Origin of the sequence: Mesorhizobium sp. M0500, assembly GCF_040321165.1 — a bacterium.
Taxonomy (GTDB): Bacteria; Pseudomonadota; Alphaproteobacteria; order Rhizobiales; family Rhizobiaceae; genus Mesorhizobium.
Genome location: NZ_JAMYRB010000013.1, coordinates 127357 through 148051 on the forward strand (window position 1 = coordinate 127357; position 20695 = coordinate 148051).

Here is a 20695-nt window from a genome sequence, read left to right on the forward strand (position 1 = left end):
AAGAGCGGAGTGGCGGGTGGCGCGAGGCGCAATCCAGCTGCTGACAGAAGGGTGTCAGGAGCACCCTCCACGTTTCCCGCTCAATTAAACCAAAGCGCGAACGTCAGAAACCCGGCGCCGCCGAATTGGCGTTGGATCTGATCGAACTCCTCGCTGGTGAGAATCTTCCCGCGTTCGAGATAGGGCGCGATGGCCGGGCCGGTGATCGACAGCACCAGGTCGAAGGGCTTCGGCTCGTCGAAGAAGCGCTTCATGTTGATGCCTTTGTCGGCGATGCGGAAATGCGGCAGCAAGGTGCGGCCTTCCAGCAGATCCTCGGCCATGGCCAAGGCGGCGAGCCAGGCCTGCACCTGCTGCTCGCCGACTTCGAGGCCGGTCAGCGGGCTGGCGCCTTTTTGCTGCGGGCCGGGCAGCCATTCACGGTCATTGTCGGTTTCGGCTCGGATGGCTTTCCAGTCCTCGCGCGACAGCCGGATCATTTCCATGAGATGGCGGCGCGCCGCTTGCCGGCGCTCCGGCTCGACCACTTGCCAGTTGATGAGATGGACCAGCGAGATGAAATCGGCGATGCGCCATTCGGACGACAGAATGCCGCCGCTCATGCCGCCGTCCGGCGGAACGAGCGTGTCCTGCAGCGGTAGTTTGGCGCGCGGGAACAGCATGTGGAAGGAGCCGTCGAACGTGTCCCTGAAATCATGCGCCAGCCAGAAGTCGGCCTGCGCCATCAGGAACTCGGCATAGCCCTGCAGCCAGTAGCCGTCGGCGCGGTCGAAGCGGAAGATGAGGGCGGGTGCGGCCGCGTCTGGCGCACCGCCGCCGCGTGACAGAGACGCCATGATCGCCGCGGCGCTTTCGTCCGGCGCAATCGTACCGTCCTCGTTGAGGTCGATGCCGAGGCGGGTGAGGTCGATGACCATGCCGATGTCCGCGTCGGCGGGTACCGAACCCAGCGTGGCTGCGGATTTCTCCAGCCGGTCGCGGAAGGCGACGAGAATGGCGCGGAATTGTTCGTAGGTCAGCGGCTCGGGATTGGCATTGTCCGGCACCGGCAGCCGCATCAGCGGCAGCATGAAGGATTGCGGGCTGTCGAAACCGTGGCGGTGCAGACCGCCGGCCAGGATCTCCAGCGCTGTGAAGAATTCGCCGGCGCCGGCGGCGTAGGCGGCTGCCGGATCGCCTGGCGCGGCGGCTTCCAGAGCGGCAAGAGCGCTGTCGCGTTCGGCTACGATTTTTGCCTCAAACAGGGCCGCCGCTTCGGGAGCCGCGGCGCTGGGTAAAGCCAGCGGCAGGAGAAGAATGATGGCGCACGCCACCAGCCTGGAAAAACGCTTCATCGTGATCGCCCCTTTTGTCGCTCCGCAGTGGATCATACACGCATTTGGTTCGCTGCGCCTGTGGCCCTGTGGTTCACCCACAACAGTCGACGCTTCAATCAATCCGGCGGACGGTCTACACAAGGCAAACGATTGGGCGTCGCGTGTCGAACTATCCGCTTTCCTACAAACTGTCGTGGCTGCCACGCTTCCTCCGGCCTTCGCTCGATGGCGACGCGCGCGGCTTTGCTCCGGCGGCCGCAGCCGTGCTCGAACCACTGCCGGCGCGGACGGTGCGGCTGGTTTTCGTCGGCGATATCTCGGCGGTGGCCAATCGCCGCGCGCCGGACTGCGATCCGGCGATTGCGGCACTGCTTGCCTCGGCCGATCTGGTGGTCGGCAATTGCGAAAGCCCGGTGGTGGAGCGGCCGAGCGCTGTTTTGGGCACCAGGCTTGGCACGCACCACGCGATGAGCGAGCGGTTCCTTGCCGAGGCGCTGGCCGCCGCCGGCATTTCGCGTGAAAAACTGGTGCTGTCGCTGGCCAACAACCATGTGCTCGACCAGGGTATTGCCGGCTTCGACGAGACCGTCGCCGCGCTGGAGCAATTAGGCATCCGCACGATCGGCACTGCGGCTCCGGTCGAGCGGTTTGCGGTTGGTTCGCTGACCATAGGCCTTGCCGCCTTTACCTTGTGGCGCAATACCGACGAGGCTCAGTTCGCGGGCCGAGTCTCGATGCAAGCCGATCCGACGCAATGGCCGCACGCTGCCGCTTTGGGTGTCGACCTCCTCTGCGCGGTGCCGCATTGGGATTGGGAATTCCGGCATTTTCCACGTGCGAAGACGCGGGCAATGGCGCGACTTCTGGCCGAACATGGCGTCGGCCTGATCGCCGGACATCATGCCCATGTCGTGCAGCCGATCGAGCGGATCGGCAAGACGCTCGTTGCCTATGGGCTCGGCGATTTCATCGGCACCGCCTTCGCGCGGCAGCCATGGCCCGGCCGCATCGGCGCCATTCTCGTCGTCGAGATCAGCGACGATCCCGGCACGCGCGGGGCCATCGCCGCCTACCGGCTGCATGCCTTCATGCGGTTGCGCGCCGGCGATCACGAGCGGCTGGTCCCGCTTGAAACGCTGGCGGGAAAATCCAGGCAAAGGGTTCTAGCCCGCCTCGATGCGGTCTTCGGTGCCGTGCGCTGACGCAGTCCACCAAACCGGCTATCATGCCCAGCGCGGGCAGGCTTGTGGCGGCGGGTGGGTGATGGAAACTGCGGATTTCATGCCGAACGAAGCGGTGATCGCCGGCCTCAGGAAGAACATCGAGGCCTATGAGGCGCAACGAGCTTCGGCCCATCGCCGGACGCGCTGGCGGGTGCCACTTTTCATCGGGCTGGTGCTGGTGTTCGTGGCGCTTGTGGCCTGGCTCTTCAACGGGGTTGCCGACCCCAACGAGCAGTGGTTCTCGACCCCGCATGTGTTCCTCTATATCGGCGGATTCCTGGCCGCGATCCTGCTCTATTTCCAGGCGATCAAGCCGGCGAGCAAATTGCAGCAGTCGTTTCGCAGCACGCTGTTGCCGATCATCTTCGGCTTCATCGACGACATGCGGTACCGGCACAACATCAAGCCGAATTCGTTCGACCGGTTGCCGCGCGAGACGGTTGGTCCGTTCAACCGGCAATCTTTCGATGATGTTTTTTCCGGCCGTTATGAGGGGTTTCCGTTCGAGCTTTACGAAGCAGATCTCCGGGAAGGGACGGGCAAGAGCACGACGGCAGTGTTCAAGGGCGTCATCGTCGCCTTCGAGACGATCGTGCCGTTCCCCGGCACATTGGTGGCCGCGCGCCGGACCAACAAGGTCGTCGGCTTCTTCCGCGGCATCTTAGGCAGCAAGATGCAGGAACTGTCCAGCGGCGTGCCGGAGCTCGATGCCGCCTACGAGTTCCGCACCGACAATATCGAGGCGGCGCGGCCGCTGGTGACCGGCCGGCTGGCGCAGGCACTCGAATGGCTTGGCGAAACATGGCCGAAGGAACCGGCACGCGTCGCGCTCAACGGCAGCGACGGCTTTCTGCTGCTTCCGCAGACGAAGAACTTCTTCGAGCTGCCGGACATCTCTGTGCCGCTCGACTATGTCAAGCATGTTGCGCCGATCATCGCCGACATGGCCACGATCCTGGCGACCGCGGCGCTGGTGCGCAAGATCGGGGCGCAGGACGAGGAGGCGGGGTAGCGGCTAAAGCGCCTCGCGCTCGGACATCAGCAGTCGAAGCCGTAATTGTCGCGGAGATAGTCCGCGTCTTCCTTCGACATCTTCTTGAGCATCACACAGACGGTAAAGCTGCCCACCTGATGGCCGTTCTTGGTGTATCCCCAGTCCGAAATTTCGTCCCGGGTGAATTCGATCTCCTGGCCGGCGACGACGTTGTGCACTGCCTGCGGCTCGTTTGCTAAAATTCCGGCAAATCCGCTCGCCGTTCGGTGAAAGGGAATGATCCAGAAATGTTCCGTCGCGGTTCCGTCTTCGATCCTTACCTTCAATTTGAACGTGGCTGTTCCGGACGGCGGCGCCTCGGACAGGATCAGGAAGTCATCCAGGCTGGCGCGGGCCTGCTCAATCGCCGCCGCCATCTCCGGATCGTCCCTTGCCACACCGAGGACTCCCTTTTCACCGCTTTGGGCGTCGGCTGAGACCGGAGCAAACGCGAGTACCAGGGCAATCGTGGCACGGACGGCAAGCTTCATGGTGCGGCTGCTTTCGACGCTTTCGCCAGAACGACTGTGATCATCATTTGCCGAACGTCTGATGGCAACTGGTTTTTGTCTCCATCTGGCGCTATTCCTGGGACAGTGGGGTGGGGCTATGGTCGAGGAACGCAAGGGGTTTCGCCTGTCGCGGCGGCTGCTGCTGGGTGCGGCGGTGGTCGGCGGCGCGATGCTCTGGGGCGGGACGACCGTGGCGCGGCTGGCGCGCGGTCCGTCGGGGCAGAAGAATTCCGGGCGCATCGCCGACATTGACGGGATCGACCTGGCGCAGAAGCCGCTGGAGGGCCCGCCAGCCTACGATCCGGCGCTGCCATGGCTGACCAAGGGCGGCAACATCAACGATGCCAGCGGCCTGTCGATGACACCGGTCTACGGCGTTATCGAAGTCAGCGAGGAAGACCACATCGCGAGCGCGCTGGCCCTTGCCCGCGCCAATAGCCTGAAGGTCTCGGTCGCGGCGGTGCGCCATTCGATGGGCGGCCACGCCTTCGACGACAACGCGCTGGTCCTCGACATGCGCAAATTCAACAAGGTCAGTGTCGACCCGACGGCGAAGACGATCACCTTGCAGCCGGGCGCGCGCTGGCACGACATCCAGAACCTTTTGCACCCGCGCTTCGCGGTGAAGGCGATGCAGTCGACCGACATCTTTTCGGTCGGCGGCTCGCTGTCGGTCAACGCGCATGGCATGGACCACCAGGCCGGCTCGGTCGCCGGCTCGATCCGATCGATGCGGGTGATGCTGGCGGACGGTTCGGTGACGACCTGCTCACCGGCCGAAAATACCGAGCTGTTCCGCCACGTCGTCGGCGGCTACGGCCTGTTCGGCGTGGTGCTGGAGGCGACACTCGACATCGTCGAGAACGCCGTCTACCGGACCTCGCGCGAGATCATCAAATCGGACGATTTCCCGACGTTCTTCGCCGAGGTTCTGGAGCCAAACAGGGCGATCGGTCTGTTTTATGGGCATCTGTCGACTGCGCCGGGCAATTTCCTCGAGGATATGATCGTCTACCGCTATGACAAGGTGGCCGACCAGCCGCCGGCCGACCAGCCGGCAATCGGTGAACCGGGTTCGGTCGGGCTCAAGCGGGTGATCATCAACCTGGCGAAATGGGGCAGCCTGTTCCAGGAGCTGAAATGGTTCACCGAAAAGACGCTGGAGCCGCAATTCGAGAGCTGCACGGTGGCGCGGACGACGGCAATGGCCGAGGGCGAGGCCTGCCTCGTCACGCGCAACAATCCGATGCACGATTCAGTGCCCTATCTGTTCAACGATCTGCTCGATGAGACCGACATCCTGCACGAGTATTTCATCCCGCGGGCGGCCTATAACCCGTTCATCGCGGAAGCGCGCGAGATCCTGCGCAACCAGACCCTGCCGGTGCTCAACGCGTCGGTACGCATCGTCCACAAGGAGGATGTGGCGCTGAATTATGCGCCGGAGCCGGCCTATTCGCTGGTGCTCTACATCAATCAGCCGACAGACGCCGACGGCAATGCCAGGATGCGGGCGCTGACAAGGGCGCTGATCGACGTGACGATCAAGCATGGCGGGCGTTTTTTTCTGCCCTACCAGCTCCACTACACAGGCAAGGAACTGCTTGCCTGCTATCCGGAATTGCCGTCCTTCCTGGCGAAGAAGCTGCAATACGATCCGGGCGAGCTGTTTTCGTCGATTTTTTATCGCGCCGTCAAGGCACTGATCGGCACGGCCTGAAGCGGCGGCTACAGACCGTCAGGCAGCTTCGCCGCCAGCCAGTTCGCCGAACGCCTGGCGATGCCGATCGTTGCCGATGCGGCGCGGCCGAGATCGGTCTTGACCACGGCGTAGCCGGCCTTCGTGCGGTAGAGCAGGGCGCTGCCGCCATCGACCGCCGCTTCATAGGCGACCGGCCGGACGGCTTCCGTTTCCGTCGCCGCGGCCTGCGTTCCGACCGCAGCACTGGGCCGATGGCTCAGTTCCGGTGGCAGCGGGTCTGTCGCTGCGGTGCTGGCCGTCGTCAATTCAGGCTCGGAAGCGGTCGCAGCGAGCTGCGATGACGAAGACGAGTTCTGTGTCCGGCAGATGCCGGAGACCAGCGGATAGTCGAAATTGCGCTCGTGCAGCATCTGGCTTTTCATCGCCGCTTCGCATTCGGCGATGGTCGACCATTTGGCGGGCGTCTCGCCGATATATTCGCAAAGCTTGGCGTCGCAATCGCAGCCGACGATGGTCATGGCGACAAGGGCGGTCTTGATCACAGTCTTGTCCCTCCGAGTTGCCTGGCACATGTGCGCAAGACAACGTGTCTACGGCATCATCAATCGTTGCGGAACAAGGCGGGATTTGGCCGCGATTGTGGAATGAGCGTGGCGGAGCATCACGCAACGTCTTGCCGAGGCCGGCTGTGACCGAAAGGCCTCAGTAATCGTAGACATGCTCGAGCCTGGCGCCCGCCGTCATCAGCGCCGGCAGCACGATGTGCAGCTTGCGCACGGCGACGGTCAGCCCGGTGCGGCGCGTGGAGGGTTCCGCCGGAAGCGGGTAGCTGAACAAGGTGCGTGCACCTTCGGGAACATTGATCTCGTCATTGGAAAGCATGGTGACCATGATCTCGTCATTGCCGCCGATCTCGACGAAGGAGACGCCCTTGTCGATCAGGCGCGGGATCATGTCGGTGAACACCTGATAGCGCCTGGTGACGAAGACCGTGCCGTCGGCGCCGAGATCGCGCTCCAGCAAGGTGTCGGGCTCGTTGCGCGTCACTTCCCCGACCGGACCCTTGGCCCAGACATGAATGTCGAGCAACGCGGGATCGGTGGTGGCGGCGAGCGCCGACTTGATCAGATCGGCATAGCCCTGCTTGATCGTGTCGGCGAGGCCGAAGGCGAGCTTGCGTTCGCCGGCGCGGACGGCGCTGTCGTCCGGCGCCGGCTGGACGGCTAACAGGCCGGCACGTTTTTCGGCATAGGGAAACTGGTACCACGGCACCTGATCGAGAAAACCGGCGTAGTCGGCCGCGACCTTGGCCTGGTAGATGTCGACGGTGGTGCGCTTGCCGGCTGTCGCTTCGGTAATGCGGCCGACCGTATTTTCATAGGCCCACTGGATGGCGTGCTCGATCGTGTGGCTGGTGCCGATGACCACCAGCATCTGGTGGTTGTCGAGGTTGAACTTGTAGGCGGAGCTGGCGCGGGTGACCATCGCGTAATCCTGCCAGAAGCGGCCGATATAGGAGAGATAAGGGAAGCCGCTCGGCTGGTTCTTGTCGACAAAGCCGGCATATTCACGCGCGGCGTAGACGATGGCCCATTCCGGATAGGTGAGAAAGGTCGATTCCTCCGGCCGTTGGTAGCCGGAGATCTCGGCACGGACCTTGTCGGCCAGCGCCTTTGGCGGAGCACCCCCGGCGATGCCCGGCAATGGTGTTGTGTCCAGCGACGGCGTGGTGAGAAAGCCGTAGGCCAGCCCGGCGATCGGGATCAACACGACAATGACGACGAGCCAGAGGATCGCCTTGATGATGCGCTTCAGCCAGCGAAACAGGAACATGGCCGGTCAGGCCGTGGCGAAATGGTCGTACACACGTTTCGACAGCCAGAACCCGACGTAGACGGCGAAGCCGCCGATGACGATGTGCGGCAGGTTGGCGAAGAAGCGGGCCGGGAATTCGATGTCGTTCAGGGAGCGGAAGCCGTTGATGAAAATGCCGCCATCGAGGCAGCCGGAACCGGTGACCAGCCCGAGCACGCCGTCGAACAGATAGACCGAGCCGAACAGCTTGAAATAGAACACCGCCTGGCGGTGCGAGATGAAGGCGGCGGCCAGCGCCCAGACGCCGGAGAAGGCGTGCAGCAAATCGTCGTACCATTGCAGCGAGAACAGGCCGAACAGATTGCCGCCGGCGTCGTTGAAAGCCGGCACATAGCCGATGGCAACAACGCCGAAGAACAGGAAAGCATAGGCAACAGCAAGCTTCTGGATGAGCGTCATGAAATGTCCCCCTGCCGTCAGCCCCTTTAAACGGCCCCCGACGGCAAATGGATAGTAGCTGATTTTGGCGCAGCGTGAAGCGTCGCCGGCAAAATCGTCAGGCGGGGCCACAAAGACAGTCGGCGCCGGGATTTCTCCCAGCGCCTCCCTGTCAGATCAGGACACGGTCGCGGCAGCAACTCCCGAAAGATGTCGCGCCATGCCGGCCTTGATTTTGACGGTCCTGCCAGTCGCCACCCGAGGGCAGCGTCCGTTCCGGACCACGCCGGTCTCCACTCTTGCGAGCTTTGCCCAGCGCGCCATCGAAGGTTTTTGCCGTCCTTCATGGCAGCATCGGTCCGCCGTCGGCGTTCGCACGCTTCCCGCGGCCCCGTAGGTCTCGGCGTCCATCCCTCCAACAAGCAAGCCTGTTCTCGTTCAGGGCCGTACGGGCCTCAGGAAATCCGCCGTTCCGCTTTGCCTTTCGGCGTGGCGATCGGTAGCCGCCTGAGATGGGTTTTAACGTACGTCGGATAAGCGTTTGGCGGAACTGCCGCATGCCTGTGGATAGCGGGATTATCGGGGACTGACCCTGCCAAAATAGCGACTTTCCGATCTCTGCCGCCGCCGGTCGGGATTTGCCGCCTCGATGCCGAAGCCGCATTGTCGGGTAATCGACCCTTGCCCCGCGGCCCTGCGCGGGCTTCAATGCCGGCAAATGATTGGAAGGCGTGTTCGATGGCCTTGGGGAGGCAGGCTTGAAGGTCGCGGTGGTTCTCAATCCGATCGCCGGCGGCGGCAGGCTCAAGCGGCATTGGCCGGAGGTTGCGGCTTCGCTGAAAAGACATTTCGGTGATTTCGAGCTGCGTGAAACGCAGGCCGAGGGGGATGCCGAACGGCTGGCGCTCGACCTTGCCGCCATCGGCTTCGAGCTGGTGATCGCGGCCGGCGGCGACGGCACCGCCAGCGAAGTCGCCGACGGGCTGCTGAAGGCTTTCCGGGAAAGCGGCCGGACGGCTGAACTTGGGCTGCTGCCTTGCGGCACCGGCATCGACTTCGCCCGCGGGCTCGGCCTGTCGAACAATGTCGATCTGACGCTGAAGCGGATTGCCGAGGCCAAGCCGCGCAAGGTCGATGCCGGCTGCATCAGCTATGTCGACGACCATGGCGCACTGGCCAGCCGCCATTTCATCAACATCGCCAGCCTCGGGCTTTCCGGCGCCACCGACCGTGCCGTCAACGCCGACAGGCGCAAGGGCAAGGTTTCGGCCAAGGCACTGTTCTACTGGCGCACGGTCTGGGAATTCCTCCGCTATCGGTTCCAGGAGGTTGCGATCACCATCGACGACGGTGCCCCGGTCGAGGCGCGCATGGCATTGGTGGCGGTGGCCAACGGCAAATTCTTCGGCGGCGGCATGATGATCGCGCCCGACGCCGAGCTTAACGACGGCGAGTTCGACATCGTCATCCTGCGCGCCGCCGGCAAGCTGAAGCTGATCTGGGACATCCGCCTGCTCTATGGCGGGCGGCACCGCAACCATCCGGCGATCACCATCCTGCGCGGCAAGAAAGTGGTTGTCGAGCCGCTCGGCGATGTGCAAAAGAACGCCGCGCTGATCGACATAGACGGCGAATCGCCGGGTCGCATACCAGCAACTTTCGAGATCCTGCCCGGCGCATTGACGCTGAGATATTGAATCAAGGTGTTGAGGGATTGATTCAAATCCTTTCGGCGGTGATTCCGATCCTGCGTCCAACACGTTGAAATCGCGTGATATTGTCTGTCGATCCCGCTCGACAGGTCACGGCATCAACGGCGTCTGCAGCATCTGCAAATGCAGGTCCTTGCCGGTCCAGGGATGCGCCTCGCAGACGGCTTCGTCGAGTTCGACACCGAGGCCTGGCTCCTTCGACGGGATGACGTTGCCGTCCCGCCATTCGATCTTCTTCTTGAGCAGCTTCGCGTGAAAACCGTCCCACTGTTTCAGCGATTCCAGAATGAGGAAATTGGGCAGCGTCACCGCAAGCTGGATGTTGGCGGCGCCGACGATCGGTCCGCAGTAGCAGTGCGGCGCGACCTGGATGTGGTAGGCTTCGGCCATGGCGGCGATCTTTTTGGTTTCGAGAATGCCGCCGGAGCGGCCAAGGTCGGGCTGAAGAATGGTCGCCGCACGGTTCTCGATGACGCGGGCGAACTCAAATTTGGTTGTTAGCCGCTCGCCGGTGGCAATCGGGATCGAGGTCGCGCGGGCGACCTGCGCCATCACCTCGGGCATGTCGGGCGGCACCGGCTCCTCGAACCACAGCGGATCATAGGGCTCGATGGCGCGGGCGAGGCGCAGCGCGCCCGATGCGGTGAACTGGCCGTGCGTGCCGAACAGGATGTCGGCCCTGGTGCCGACCGCCTCGCGGATCGCCTTGACCATGCGGGCGGAGAGGTCGACGTCGACGAGGCGCGGCTGGTGGCCGTCGAAGGCGGTGTAAGGGCCGGCTGGGTCGAGCTTGACCGCGTTAAAACCCTGCTCGACATATTCGAGCGCGCAGGCGGCGGCCAGGTCAGGATCATTGTAGACGTTCTTGCCGCGGGCGTCCTCGGAGTGGACGCTGCCGCTGTGCGGGTAGAGGTAGGTATAGGAACGCAGCGTTTCGTGTACCTGGCCGCCAAGCAGCTTGTAGACCGGCTTGCCGGCCTCTTTGCCGATAATGTCCCAGCAGGCGATTTCGAGCGCCGAGAAACAGCCCATGCCCGACACGTCGGGCCTCTGGGTGAAGCCGGACGAATAGGCGCGGCGGAAGAAATTCTCGACGTCGTGCGGATCGCGGCCGATCAGATAGCGTTCGGCCATGTCCTCAACCATTTTCGCCGTGACATGAGCCGAAAAGGTGGCGTTGTAAGCTTCGCCATAGCCGACGACGCCGCCATCGGTGGTGAGCTTGACGAAGATGAAATACTTGCCGCCGATGCCGGGCGGCGGATTGCCGACCACCCAGGTCTTGACGTCGGTGATTTTCATTTCTGATCCTCCAGAACCAGTTCGGCGCCCTTCCATCCGGTCATGATCGCGGCGGCGTTGGTGTTGCCGGTTATGTTGTCGGGAAAGATCGAGGCATCGATGACGCGCAACGCCTGGATGCCGTGCACCTTGAGGCGCGGATCGACGACGGCGCGCGCCGCGTCCGGCCCCATGCGGCAGGTCGAGACCGGGTGATAGACGGTGCCCGAGCGCTTCCTGAAATCCTGAATGAGATCCGCATCGGAGGTGATCGAGGGACCGGGCAAAACCTCTTCCTCGATAATCTCGGCCATCGCCGGCATCGAGGCGATCTTCCTGACGAATTTCACCGCCGCCAGCATTTCAGCGACGTCCGCCTCGGTCGAAAAGGCATTGGCGACGATTTTGGGATAATCGCGCGGATTGGCGGAACGGATCATGATTTCGCCGCAGCTCGACGGACGGCAATTGGACAGCCCGATGGAAAAGCCCGGCCATGGATCGGGCGTCAGGATCGGGCGTTCGCCGCTCTTCGGAATGACGGTCGAAAACGCCTGGAAATAGAGCTGCATGTTGGGCCGCGCCGCGGCCGGATCGGTGCGGAAGAAGCCGCCGGCATTGTTCATCGACAGCGACAGCGGGCCTGAGCGCAAAAACACGTATTGCATGCCGACCAGCAGCTTGCCCCACCATGGGTGCAGGATCTGGTTGAGCGTCGGCAGCCTGCCCTTGAAAGTGTAATTGATGCCGACATGGTCCTGCAGGTTTGCCCCGACATTCTCGTTGGCGTGAACGACGGGAATGCCGAGCGCGCCAAGAAGCGCCGACGGGCCGATGCCTGAAAGCTGTAGCAATTGGGGCGAATTGACCGAGCCGCCCGACAGGATGATCTCGCGGCCGGCGCGGGCGGTTTTCGTCGCGCCATTCTGGAGATACTCGACACCGACGGCACGCTTGCTTTCGAACAGGATCTTTGTCGCCAGCGCGTTGATCTCGACGCGGACATTTTTGCGCTTCATCGCCGGGCGCAGGAAGGCGCGCGCCGCCGACATGCGGCGGCCGTTCCTGGTGGTGATCTGGTAGACGCCGACGCCTTCCTGCGAGGCGCCGTTGAAATCCGGGTTGAGCGGCAGGCCGGCCTGGTTGGCGGCGGCGAGATAGCGCTTGGTGAGCGGATGGACGGAGGTCGAGCAGTCGGTGACATGCAGCGGCCCGCCGACGCCGCGCCATTGGTCGGCGCCGGCCTGATTATCCTCCAGCGCCTTGAAGGCGGGCAGCAGGTCATCGAAGCCCCAGCCGGGATTGCCGGCCGCTGCCCAAGCGTCGAAATCCTCACGCGCGCCCCTGATCCAGACCATGGCGTTGATCGAACTCGAGCCGCCGAGCAGCTTGCCGCGCGGCCAGTGGTCGGCATTGCCGGCCAGGCCGGGATCCGGCTCGGCCTTGTAGTTCCAGTTGACCGCCGGGTCGAAGAAGGTCTTGCCGTAGCCGAGCGGCATCTGCACGTAGAAGCGACGGTCGCTGCCGCCGGCCTCGAGCACCAGCACCGAGAAGCGGCCGGAAGCCGACAATCTTTCGGCCAGGACCGAGCCGGCCGAACCGGAGCCGACGATGATGAAATCATAGGTCTGCATGGTGGATACGGCTGGCTCCGGAATTCGGCTCTAACCTAGGCTTGGGCGCGACGCGGCGTCGCCGGGTCTTCCGGCATCCGTTGTGAAAAAAGCGACCGGGGATATTCAGTCTGAATGTCAGCCTGTCGCCTGCTGCCCGAGTTCAGTCGTGTTCGCGCCCATCCGGGTCGAACAGGGCCGCCGCCTCATTGGCTTCTTCCAGCAGGAAGGTGAACACGCTTGAGTAGGACTTGGTCGAACCGGACAGAGGATCATCACTCTCCCAGCGAAAGACCCCCCCGTCCGGATTCATGCCAATTAAATCGTCATTGTCCCCTAGCGCACCAATAAAGAGAACATCGTCTGGTGCATTGCCTGGTCGTCTCTTTATATTTGGTTCCAGTATGGAGAAGGGTTGTTGACCCGCCTCCACCAAATTCGTGCGTGACCAGCTACGTCGCAGCCCATAGACGCTTATATAATTCGCAAACAGACCTATCCCGTTGTGGAGCATGAGAAAGCAACGGAAATTATCTGGGAGTCGACGCGAAATTTCAGACTCCATCTGCCCAATTCCGATGGCGTCAAGTGGTGCGTACAGCTGATGCAAATACGCTTGAGGCGCTCGATGCGGGGTATGGCCAATCCACTCGGTTCCATCCGGATAGGTCTTGTATCCGAGGCGTTTCCATTTATCGACCAAGGTTCGGAGCTCTCGGTAGGCACGAGCGTCTTCTTCGCTTGACCATTCTTCCTGCTTAGGCATTTCCTTAATATCCTTAATAGGCTCCATTTACCCAGTTCGACGGGTCCGTAGGGTCTAACCTGTCGAACGCATCCATCGCATCGAAAACTTTACCAAGTGGCTCTAGCGACCGGCCGGAAGCCGACAATCTTTCGGCCAGGACCGAGCCGGCCGAACCGGAGCCAACGATGATGAAATCATAGGTCTGCATGGTGGCTGCGGCTGGCTCCGGAATTCGGCTCTAACCTAGGCTTGGGCGCGAGGCGGCGTCGCCGGGTCTTCCGGCATCCGATGTGAAAAAAGCGACCGGGGATATTCAGTTTGAATGTCAGCCTGACGCCTGCTGCCCGAGTTCAGTCGCGTCTGCGCCCATCCGGGTCGAACAAGGCCGCAACCTCATTGCCTTCTTCCAGCAGGAAGGTGAACACGCTTGAGTAGGAGTTGATCGAACCGAACAGAGGATCATCACTCTCCCAGCGAAAGACCCTCCCGTCCGGATTCATGCCAATTAAATTTCTATTTTTTCCGAGCGAACCAATAAAAAGAACTTCGTCTGGTGCATTGCTTGGTCGTCTCTGCACATTCGGTTCCAGTATGGAGAAGGGTTGTTGACCTGCCTCCACTAAATTTGTGCGTGACCAGCTACGTCGCAGCCCATAGACGTTTATATAATTCGCAAACAGACCTATCCCGTTGTGGAGCATGAGAAAGCAACGGAAATTATCTGGGAGTCGACGCGAAATTTCAGACTCCATCTGCCCAATTCCGATGGCGTCAAGTGGTGCGTACAGCTGATGCAAATACGCTTGAGGCGCTCGATGTGGGGTATGGCCAATCCACTCGGTTCCATCCGGATAGGTCTTCTGCCCGAGGCGTTTCCATTTATCGACTAGGGTTCGGAGCTCTCTGTATGCACGAGCGTCTTCATTGCTTGACCATTCTTCCTGCGAACGCATTGTCCCTAATAGCTCCATTTACCCACTTTTGACGGGTTCTAGGGTCTACCTTGTCAACCTGATCTATCACATCGAAAACAACGGGCGAACATCACAGAGTTGGTAATCACGCCCGACGGTGACTTTCGCGCCTACAACCTAAGGTCGCCAGCCAGTTCGTTCGGCCGGAGACGTGAGACTTGCCAAGCTGCGATCCGCTGCGGAAGTCTAGTCTTGCTGTTGCAATGTCGGTGAGCCTCGCTACGGCTTTGATTAATCTGTTTGCGTTCAGTAATGTTCGCCGGTGACAGCGAAGCGGGCGCAATAGCGGCTGGATGGCAACTTTCCACCCATAGCCGAAACTTCAAGCTGCGATCACAGACGAAGATCGGCAATCTTGAAATCATAGCGCATGATCGGGCGGGCCGGCGTTCTGCGAGCGACGACCCTGAACCCGGCGCGCGCGAAGGTGGAGGCATATCCGCTGCCGGAAGCACTCGGCGATACGTCGGCCTCGAAAGGATAGGCTTCGAGTGCCGGAGCATTTGCGCGCCTTGCGACTTCCAGTGCTTCCGCAATCAGCTGGAATGTTACGCCCCGCCTGCGGTATCGTTTTCGCACGTAGAGGCAGGACAGGGACCAGACCGGCCTGTCGTCCACGCGCTTGAGCTGCCATAGCCGATCGAGCCAGGGCAGGGCATCTCGCGGCGTCACCCGGCACCAGCCGACAGCCGTATCGCCGTCGAAAGCGAGCAAACCCGGAGGCGGACCATGCTGGACGGCCTGCCGGAACGCTGCCTTGTTTTCCTCGCCGGGTCGCTTTCGATAAGAACTGCCGATCCGTCCGTACATACACCAACAGCGACTGCAGACGGCGCTGTCACCGAACAGGTCCTCGAGCGCCGGCCACAGATCGGGCGTTAATGGGCGAAAGCCAAGTTCCATGTCAGCCGTCATCCGCTATTGATATTGCCCAGTCTAGCCTGCACTGCGCGCTAGCGCATCATAGGTTGCGGTCCATGCGGGGATGTTCAAACCGGGGTTTCACTCAGCGTCCCTGTCGTGCTCCATCTCAGCGCAGAAAACCAAGCACGGCCTCCATGAACTCGGTGGGGTACTCGACATTCGACAAGTGGACCGCGGGCAGGACAACCAGTTTCGCGCCGGGCACCATCGCCGCGATCAACTCGCTATGGCTGGCGGCTGTCACAGTGTCGTGCCGGCCGGCGATCACCAGCGTTGGCCTGGAAATCAGCGCTACGGTTCGGCGAAGGTCCGCATCGCGAACCGCCGCGAACAAGCCAGCCAAGCCTTGCCGGTCGATGGCCAGCAGCATGGTGCGAAATTCTTCGATGACGGGCTCGTTGGCCGCCAGCATACGCGCAGGAAACCAGTTGCCCAGGAACATCTCGGCGGTTTCGGACATATCCGGCGCCTGCAGCACGGCGGCAATCCGCTCGTCAAACTGCTTTGCCGGTCCGAGGTAGGATGAGGTGTTGCTCAGGATCAAGCGCTCGATCCGCTCGGGCGCGTGGATGCCGAGCCACTGCCCGACGAAGCCGCCCAACGACAGACCGAGGAAGTGTACGCGTTCAATGCCCAGGGCGTCGAGCAACTCGATCACGTCGCGGCCAAGCCGGTCGAGCGAATAAGCGCCGGCCGGAACGCTCGACCCTCCGTGGCCACGAAAGTCATAGCGCAGAACACGGAAATGCTTCGACAGTTCGTTGACCTGCATTTCCCACATCCGCAGTGTGGTGGCGATTGAATTCGACAGCATCAGCACGGGCTTCCCGGCGTCGCCGTCGATGCGGTAGGCGATGCGGGTACCATCGCCGACGGTCACGAAATCCAGCTCATTCATGGTGAATACACCTTCCTTCTTGGAGCGTTGAGTGTGGCAAAGCCTAGCTGCGGCGCGCTTTTGATGATATTACAAAGATAGGACTATCTCTGTAATAGAAGCTGACATGGCCGAATTCACCCTGCACGACCTGCAATGCTTCGATGCCGTGGTCCGCTGCGGCGGCTTTCAGCCTGCGGCGGCCATGCTGCATCGCTCGCACCCGGCGGTGTTCGCAGCCGTTGCAAAGCTGGAGCGGCAACTCGACCTCGTTCTCTTGGATCGCAGCGGCTATCGCGTGCGCCCCACCGAGGCAGGGCTGTCGTTCCATCACAGGGCACAATCGCTGCTGCGCGAGCTGGAAGGCTTGCGGCTTCATGCTGCTCAGCTGTCAATGGGCGAAGAAAGCGAGATCCATGTGGTGATCGGCGACCTGTGCCCGCGCCCACAGGCACTGGGCATGCTCGGACGGTTCTTCGCCCAGTGTCCGGGCACACGCCTGCATCTGCATTTCGAGGCGGTGGGCGGCCCGTGGGAGCGCCTCTTCGACGACGAAGCCGATTTGATCCTGCACTGGATCGACAAGAGCGATCCGCGGGTGGAATGGATCGATCTGTGCAAGGTGCCCTTCGTCCCAGTAGTGGCGTCGGGCTTTCTGCCGGAGCGCATCAAGCACCCCATCACGCCGGATCAGATGCACGCGTTCACCCAATGTGTCATGCGCGACACGGCCCGCCATTCACCGCAACAAGACTACTTCATGATCGAGGGTGCGCCTCAATGCATGGTGGCCGATCAGGGCATGAAGAAGGAAATCATCCTGCAGGGCCTCGGATGGGGCCACATGCCCCGCTTCCTGATCGAGGAGGAACTGCGCGACGGACGCCTGCAATCCATGGCCGGCCGTCATCTGCCAGGCCGTACCGAGGAGTTGGTGGTGGCGCGCCGCCGCGACCGGCCGCACGGGCCGATCTCGAACCGTCTGTGGGATTATATCGAGCAAGAGGCGCCGACGTTGCGCCGAGCGCTCGAGCCCCGGCAACCTGTCCAGTAGGTGAAGCCGGGGCTCAGCGAGGCCGTTCGGAGGGCCGAACCAGCGGCCTTACTCGCTTAAGTTCACTGCTGCATAATCTGCAGCAGTGAACTGCATCCCATCGCTATTCCCGCAGTTTGTGAGGCGGATTATTGATGTCGCAAGGAGTTGGCCATGAACCGCGCCGACCCCCGCCCAAGAGCGGTCCGAGCGGTCGGCATCCGCCCCGGCAGCGACGACGTAGTCTGGGACTAGCTTCATCTGCAATTCGAAGGACAAGACCATGAATATCGACCGTCGAACCTTCGGCATCGGCACCTTTAGTGCCGGTGCCCTGCTACTTTCCCCGATCAGCCTCTTTGGGAGCAACGCTGCGGCTATCGCCGCCCGGTCTCCGGCTTCGCTTGCGAGCGCCGACAGGTTCATGCTCGGCGACCTCGAGATCACAGCACTGAGCGACGGCTACCTCAATCTCGGCCTCGAACTCTTCCCTTCCGCAGATACGGCTGCCGCCGAAGCGCTGCTGGCAAAGGCATTCCTGCCAAAACCACTCCCGACCTCGGTCAATGCTTACCTTGTCACCAAAGGCGACAGACGGGTGCTGATCGATACCGGCACGGCATCGGCGATGGGGCCTATACTGGGACATATACCCGAGGCGCTCGCCGCCGCTGGCGTCAGGCCGGAAGAAATCGACACGGTAATCATCACCCACCTCCATCCCGACCATGCCAACGGCCTTGTCGGTATTGGAGGCAAGGCCGCCTTCCCGGCAGCGGAGGTCGTGGTTGCCGCGCCGGAATTCGCTTTCTGGCACGATGACGGGATCCGGTCCAAGGCGCCCGACCAGATGAAACCGTACTTCGAAATAGCGCGCAAATCGCTGGTGCCTTACCATGGCAAGGTCCGGAAGATCGAAGGCGAGGTCGAGATCGCGCCCGGGATCAGGGCATTGCCTGCGCCCGGACACACGCCGGGGCATCTCGCGCTTCGAATTGGCTCTGGTGACGCCAACCTGCTGCTCTTCACTGACGTAATCCACGCCTCCGCGCTGCAATTTGCGCATCCGGAATGGGCAATCGCCTTCGACGTGGACCAGCAGGCCGCAATCGCCACACGCAAGAAGGTGCTCGACATGGTGTCGGCGGATGGCCTGCTCGTCGCAGGCATGCACCTGCCCTTTCCAGGCATCGGTCATGTTATTCGCGAGGGCAACGCCTACGCCTACGTCCCAACGCCCTGGCCCGCTTTGTGAAGCACGCCTATTGGTAAGCTTTCTTACCTCGGCCATGGAATGCAATCCTGCTGGTGCGCTCGTCTAGCTCCGCACAGCATCTTTTCAACACTGTCGACCGATAGCCGAACCTCAGGCCGCGACCTGTTCAGTGGCGCGTTGACCTGTCCGTGCCATGACGATACGGGATCGGGACAATCGGCTTCGAGAGGATTGGCCAAATGGTGCATTACGCGGACGGGCGGCCGATCGGCGATCTGACGCTCAGGACGCTGGCCATGCCTTCCGACGCCAATGCGGCAGGCGACATTTTTGGCGGCTGGGTGATGGCGCAGATGGATCTCGCCTGCGGCATCCGCGCCGCCGAGCGCGCCAAGGGCCGCGTGGTGACGGCGGCGGTGAAGGAAATGTCCTTCGCCAAACCGATGAAGATCGGCGACACGCTGTGCATCTATACGCATGTCGAACGCGTCGGCCGCACCTCGATGACGCTCAAGGTCGAGGCCTGGGCGCAGCGCTATCTCTCCGACCTGATGGAGAAGGTCACCCATGCCGACTTCGTCATGGTGGCGCTGGACGGCGAAGGCAAGCCGAAGGCGGTTCCGGCCGAAGGCTGACCCGGCCTGATTCCAGAAGACGGATTTAAACAGCCGTCTCTCCCGCGCGGGGGATGCGGACAGCGATCCCGCGTGGTCTTTGGCTAACGGGTTCCCGCATGCGCGCCTGCAGCGCGACCGACGGGATCTTGGGAGGAAAGACAATGCGTCAACACATGCTGAACGCTGCCCTGGCGGGTGCCTTTGCAGCCTTGCTCTGCCTGTCGTCAGCAAGCGCTTTGGCCGAGGTCAAAAAAGGCGATCCAGGCGCCACCTGCACGTCGGAAAACCGCACCATCAACGGGCAAGCGGCCAAGTGCGAGATCTGCTCGGCGACGAAATGCGACACCAGCGGCACGACGGTGAGCAATTGCCGCAAGGAGACGACCACGACCTGCACGATTGGCGGCAGGGTGGTCAGTCCCAACCCGAAATGGAACCGGATCGAGAAGCTGCCGAAGAGCAAGATGCAGTTACAGCAGTAGCGCTCATCCGAGGCTCCCCGACAGGTTCAAACCCTTGCAGCACAAGGGTTCAGCTGTGCATGGCGTCGAACTTCTCGCGCGCCGCCTTGACGCGCTCGGTGTTCTTGCGTGCCCATTCGCCGAGCGCATCGACCGGCACCAGCAGTTCGTAGCCAAGATCGGTCAATTCGTAGTCGACCCGCGGTGGGATGGTCGGGAACACGGTGCGCGTAACGAAGCCGTCGCGCTCGAGCCCGCGCAAGGTCGTGGTCAGCATCTTTTGCGAAATGCCGCCGACCGCGCTGCGCAACTCGTTGAAACGCAGCGGCCCGTTGCCAAGCTTGCCGACCACGAGCACCGTCCATTTGTCGCCGACGCGCTGCAGGATTTCCGAGATGGCGCGGCAGTCCTCGGTGCGGTGCGGGTGCCTTGGTAACAAAAAAGTGCCTCCTTGCACATTGAGCGGCCAGTTACTCATATAGCTCAGGTATCTAAACGATACCAGTATTCCCGTAAGGAGAGCCCCCTCTATGTCAAAACCCAAAATCGCCATCATCATTGGTTCAACCCGCGCGGCCCGCTTTGCCGACGTCCCGACCCAATGGATTGCCAAGATAGCCAAGTCGCACGCCGACATCGACGTTGAAGTCGTCGACCTGCGCGATTTCCCGCTGCCGTTCTTCGATGAGGTCGCATCCTCCGCCTGGGCGCCGTCGCAGAACGAAGTGGCGCAGCGCTGGCAAAAGAAGGTCGCCGGATTCGACGGCTTCATCTTCACCGCTGCGGAATACAATCATGGCCCGACGGCCGTGCTGAAGAACGCCATCGACTACGCCGCCAACGAGTGGAACAAGAAGCCGGCCGGCTTCGTCGGCTATGGCAGCGTCGGTGGCGCGCGCGCGGTCGAGCAGCTGAGGCTGCATGCGGTCGAGTTGCAGATGGCGCCGGTGAAGTCCGCCGTACACATCTCCTGGGCCGATTTCCTTGCGGTCAAGCAAGGCGACAAGAAGCTCGATGAGTTCGAGCACCTCAACCAGGCGGCAACCGCGCTGGTCAACGACATTGCATGGTGGGCCAGGGTGCTGAAGACGGCGCGTCAGGCCGATGCCGTCGCCGAGGAAGTCAAGGCGGCCTGAGCACAGGTTCGAGCAGTCCTCCCAAGGATTAATTCTCCCAAGCATTGGGGCGGCGCATGCGCCG

The 20695-nt window shown here is 62.2% G+C and carries 21 protein-coding genes; 9 read left to right on the forward strand and 12 right to left on the reverse strand.

Going from position 1 to position 20695, the window contains the following annotated elements; all coding sequences use genetic code 11:
• Positions 1-80: 80 nt before the first annotated feature.
• Positions 81-1334, reverse strand: coding sequence for a hypothetical protein (locus NKI70_RS22200; RefSeq protein WP_352697572.1), 1254 nt, complete (start codon positions 1332-1334; stop codon positions 81-83).
• Between the two features lie 143 nt (positions 1335-1477).
• On the opposite strand from NKI70_RS22200, the gene NKI70_RS22205 reads away from it, so the two are divergent.
• Positions 1478-2518: a CapA family protein gene (locus NKI70_RS22205; RefSeq protein ID WP_352697574.1), complete on the forward strand. Its 1041-nt coding sequence runs from the start codon at positions 1478-1480 to the stop codon at positions 2516-2518.
• Positions 2519-2579: 61 nt separating this feature from the next.
• Positions 2580-3551 (forward strand): hypothetical protein, encoded by a 972-nt coding sequence (locus NKI70_RS22210; RefSeq protein ID WP_352697576.1) that lies wholly within the window; start codon positions 2580-2582, stop codon positions 3549-3551.
• Between the two features lie 26 nt (positions 3552-3577).
• Here NKI70_RS22210 and NKI70_RS22215 read toward each other — a convergent pair whose 3' ends face one another.
• Complete coding sequence (locus NKI70_RS22215; RefSeq protein WP_352697578.1) at positions 3578-4063, reverse strand: YegJ family protein; 486 nt, start codon at positions 4061-4063, stop codon at positions 3578-3580.
• A gap of 61 nt (positions 4064-4124) precedes the next feature.
• On the opposite strand from NKI70_RS22215, the gene NKI70_RS22220 reads away from it, so the two are divergent.
• Positions 4125-5804: an FAD-binding oxidoreductase gene (locus tag NKI70_RS22220; protein WP_352697580.1), complete on the forward strand. Its 1680-nt coding sequence runs from the start codon at positions 4125-4127 to the stop codon at positions 5802-5804.
• Between the two features lie 8 nt (positions 5805-5812).
• Here the strand turns inward: NKI70_RS22220 and NKI70_RS22225 are convergent, their stop codons facing one another.
• From NKI70_RS22225 to NKI70_RS22235, 3 genes are all read right to left on the reverse strand, one after another.
• Positions 5813-6328, reverse strand: a complete 516-nt coding sequence (locus tag NKI70_RS22225; protein ID WP_352645045.1) for a hypothetical protein — start codon at positions 6326-6328, stop codon at positions 5813-5815.
• 160 nt (positions 6329-6488) lie between these two features.
• Positions 6489-7619 (reverse strand): hypothetical protein, encoded by a 1131-nt coding sequence (locus tag NKI70_RS22230; protein WP_352697581.1) that lies wholly within the window; start codon positions 7617-7619, stop codon positions 6489-6491.
• Positions 7620-7625: 6 nt separating this feature from the next.
• The gene (locus NKI70_RS22235) at positions 7626-8060 is read right to left on the reverse strand and encodes a DUF4383 domain-containing protein (protein WP_023719157.1); all 435 of its coding nucleotides are present in this window, start codon (positions 8058-8060) and stop codon (positions 7626-7628) included.
• Between the two features lie 737 nt (positions 8061-8797).
• Between NKI70_RS22235 and NKI70_RS22240 the strand changes: the two genes are divergently transcribed.
• Complete coding sequence (locus NKI70_RS22240; RefSeq protein ID WP_023719156.1) at positions 8798-9736, forward strand: diacylglycerol/lipid kinase family protein; 939 nt, start codon at positions 8798-8800, stop codon at positions 9734-9736.
• A 105-nt stretch (positions 9737-9841) separates the two neighbouring features.
• Here the strand turns inward: NKI70_RS22240 and NKI70_RS22245 are convergent, their stop codons facing one another.
• The 6 genes from NKI70_RS22245 to NKI70_RS22270 all read right to left on the reverse strand — a co-directional run bounded on the left by NKI70_RS22245 (position 9842) and on the right by NKI70_RS22270 (position 16189).
• Positions 9842-11053 (reverse strand): mandelate racemase/muconate lactonizing enzyme family protein, encoded by a 1212-nt coding sequence (locus NKI70_RS22245; RefSeq protein ID WP_352697583.1) that lies wholly within the window; start codon positions 11051-11053, stop codon positions 9842-9844.
• A complete protein-coding gene (locus tag NKI70_RS22250) occupies positions 11050-12666 on the reverse strand; it encodes a GMC family oxidoreductase (protein WP_352697585.1) in 1617 nt (538 codons plus the stop codon). The genes NKI70_RS22245 and NKI70_RS22250 overlap by 4 nt, the downstream gene beginning before the upstream one ends.
• A 142-nt stretch (positions 12667-12808) precedes the next feature.
• Positions 12809-13411: an SMI1/KNR4 family protein gene (locus NKI70_RS22255; protein WP_352567981.1), complete on the reverse strand. Its 603-nt coding sequence runs from the start codon at positions 13409-13411 to the stop codon at positions 12809-12811.
• Positions 13412-13743: 332 nt separating this feature from the next.
• Positions 13744-14346, reverse strand: coding sequence for an SMI1/KNR4 family protein (locus NKI70_RS22260; protein ID WP_352567980.1), 603 nt, complete (start codon positions 14344-14346; stop codon positions 13744-13746).
• A 354-nt stretch (positions 14347-14700) separates the two neighbouring features.
• On the reverse strand, positions 14701-15270 hold the full coding sequence (locus NKI70_RS22265) for a GNAT family N-acetyltransferase (protein WP_352697591.1): 570 nt from the start codon (positions 15268-15270) through the stop codon (positions 14701-14703).
• A 127-nt stretch (positions 15271-15397) separates the two neighbouring features.
• Positions 15398-16189, reverse strand: a complete 792-nt coding sequence (locus NKI70_RS22270) for an alpha/beta fold hydrolase (protein ID WP_352697593.1) — start codon at positions 16187-16189, stop codon at positions 15398-15400.
• 106 nt (positions 16190-16295) lie between these two features.
• Here NKI70_RS22270 and NKI70_RS22275 point away from each other — a divergent pair, with 106 nt between their 5' ends.
• From NKI70_RS22275 to NKI70_RS22290, 4 genes are all read left to right on the forward strand, one after another.
• Positions 16296-17222: a LysR family transcriptional regulator gene (locus tag NKI70_RS22275; RefSeq protein ID WP_352697595.1), complete on the forward strand. Its 927-nt coding sequence runs from the start codon at positions 16296-16298 to the stop codon at positions 17220-17222.
• A 262-nt stretch (positions 17223-17484) separates the two neighbouring features.
• Positions 17485-18456, forward strand: a complete 972-nt coding sequence (locus tag NKI70_RS22280) for an MBL fold metallo-hydrolase (RefSeq protein ID WP_352697597.1) — start codon at positions 17485-17487, stop codon at positions 18454-18456.
• Positions 18457-18656: 200 nt separating this feature from the next.
• A complete protein-coding gene (locus NKI70_RS22285) occupies positions 18657-19052 on the forward strand; it encodes an acyl-CoA thioesterase (protein ID WP_023678380.1) in 396 nt (131 codons plus the stop codon).
• 143 nt (positions 19053-19195) lie between these two features.
• Positions 19196-19516 carry a hypothetical protein gene (locus NKI70_RS22290; RefSeq protein WP_352567975.1) on the forward strand — a complete coding sequence of 107 codons (321 nt, stop codon included), beginning with the start codon at positions 19196-19198 and terminating at the stop codon, positions 19514-19516.
• Between the two features lie 49 nt (positions 19517-19565).
• Here NKI70_RS22290 and NKI70_RS22295 read toward each other — a convergent pair whose 3' ends face one another.
• A complete protein-coding gene (locus NKI70_RS22295; RefSeq protein ID WP_023678378.1) occupies positions 19566-19934 on the reverse strand; it encodes a winged helix-turn-helix transcriptional regulator in 369 nt (122 codons plus the stop codon).
• A 91-nt stretch (positions 19935-20025) separates the two neighbouring features.
• Here NKI70_RS22295 and NKI70_RS22300 point away from each other — a divergent pair, with 91 nt between their 5' ends.
• Positions 20026-20631: an NADPH-dependent FMN reductase gene (locus NKI70_RS22300; RefSeq protein ID WP_352697599.1), complete on the forward strand. Its 606-nt coding sequence runs from the start codon at positions 20026-20028 to the stop codon at positions 20629-20631.
• Positions 20632-20695 lie beyond the last annotated feature (64 nt).

Excerpts from the sequence above, each read along its gene's own strand:
- NKI70_RS22200 (WP_352697572.1), bottom strand. The coding sequence starts at position 1,334 with ATGAAGCGTTTTTCCAGGCTGGTGGCGTGCGCCATCATTCTTCTCCTG.
- NKI70_RS22210 (WP_352697576.1), top strand. The coding sequence starts at position 2,580 with ATGGAAACTGCGGATTTCATGCCGAACGAAGCGGTGATCGCCGGCCTC.
- NKI70_RS22215 (WP_352697578.1), bottom strand. The coding sequence starts at position 4,063 with ATGAAGCTTGCCGTCCGTGCCACGATTGCCCTGGTACTCGCGTTTGCT.
- NKI70_RS22220 (WP_352697580.1), top strand. The coding sequence starts at position 4,125 with ATGGCAACTGGTTTTTGTCTCCATCTGGCGCTATTCCTGGGACAGTGG.
- NKI70_RS22230 (WP_352697581.1), bottom strand. The coding sequence starts at position 7,619 with ATGTTCCTGTTTCGCTGGCTGAAGCGCATCATCAAGGCGATCCTCTGG.
- NKI70_RS22235 (WP_023719157.1), bottom strand. The coding sequence starts at position 8,060 with ATGACGCTCATCCAGAAGCTTGCTGTTGCCTATGCTTTCCTGTTCTTC.
- NKI70_RS22245 (WP_352697583.1), bottom strand. The coding sequence starts at position 11,053 with ATGAAAATCACCGACGTCAAGACCTGGGTGGTCGGCAATCCGCCGCCC.
- NKI70_RS22250 (WP_352697585.1), bottom strand. The coding sequence starts at position 12,666 with ATGCAGACCTATGATTTCATCATCGTCGGCTCCGGTTCGGCCGGCTCG.
- NKI70_RS22255 (WP_352567981.1), bottom strand. The coding sequence starts at position 13,411 with ATGCCTAAGCAGGAAGAATGGTCAAGCGAAGAAGACGCTCGTGCCTAC.
- NKI70_RS22260 (WP_352567980.1), bottom strand. The coding sequence starts at position 14,346 with ATGCGTTCGCAGGAAGAATGGTCAAGCAATGAAGACGCTCGTGCATAC.
- NKI70_RS22265 (WP_352697591.1), bottom strand. The coding sequence starts at position 15,270 with ATGGAACTTGGCTTTCGCCCATTAACGCCCGATCTGTGGCCGGCGCTC.
- NKI70_RS22270 (WP_352697593.1), bottom strand. The coding sequence starts at position 16,189 with ATGAATGAGCTGGATTTCGTGACCGTCGGCGATGGTACCCGCATCGCC.
- NKI70_RS22275 (WP_352697595.1), top strand. The coding sequence starts at position 16,296 with ATGGCCGAATTCACCCTGCACGACCTGCAATGCTTCGATGCCGTGGTC.
- NKI70_RS22280 (WP_352697597.1), top strand. The coding sequence starts at position 17,485 with ATGAATATCGACCGTCGAACCTTCGGCATCGGCACCTTTAGTGCCGGT.
- NKI70_RS22285 (WP_023678380.1), top strand. The coding sequence starts at position 18,657 with ATGGTGCATTACGCGGACGGGCGGCCGATCGGCGATCTGACGCTCAGG.
- NKI70_RS22290 (WP_352567975.1), top strand. The coding sequence starts at position 19,196 with ATGCGTCAACACATGCTGAACGCTGCCCTGGCGGGTGCCTTTGCAGCC.
- NKI70_RS22300 (WP_352697599.1), top strand. The coding sequence starts at position 20,026 with ATGTCAAAACCCAAAATCGCCATCATCATTGGTTCAACCCGCGCGGCC.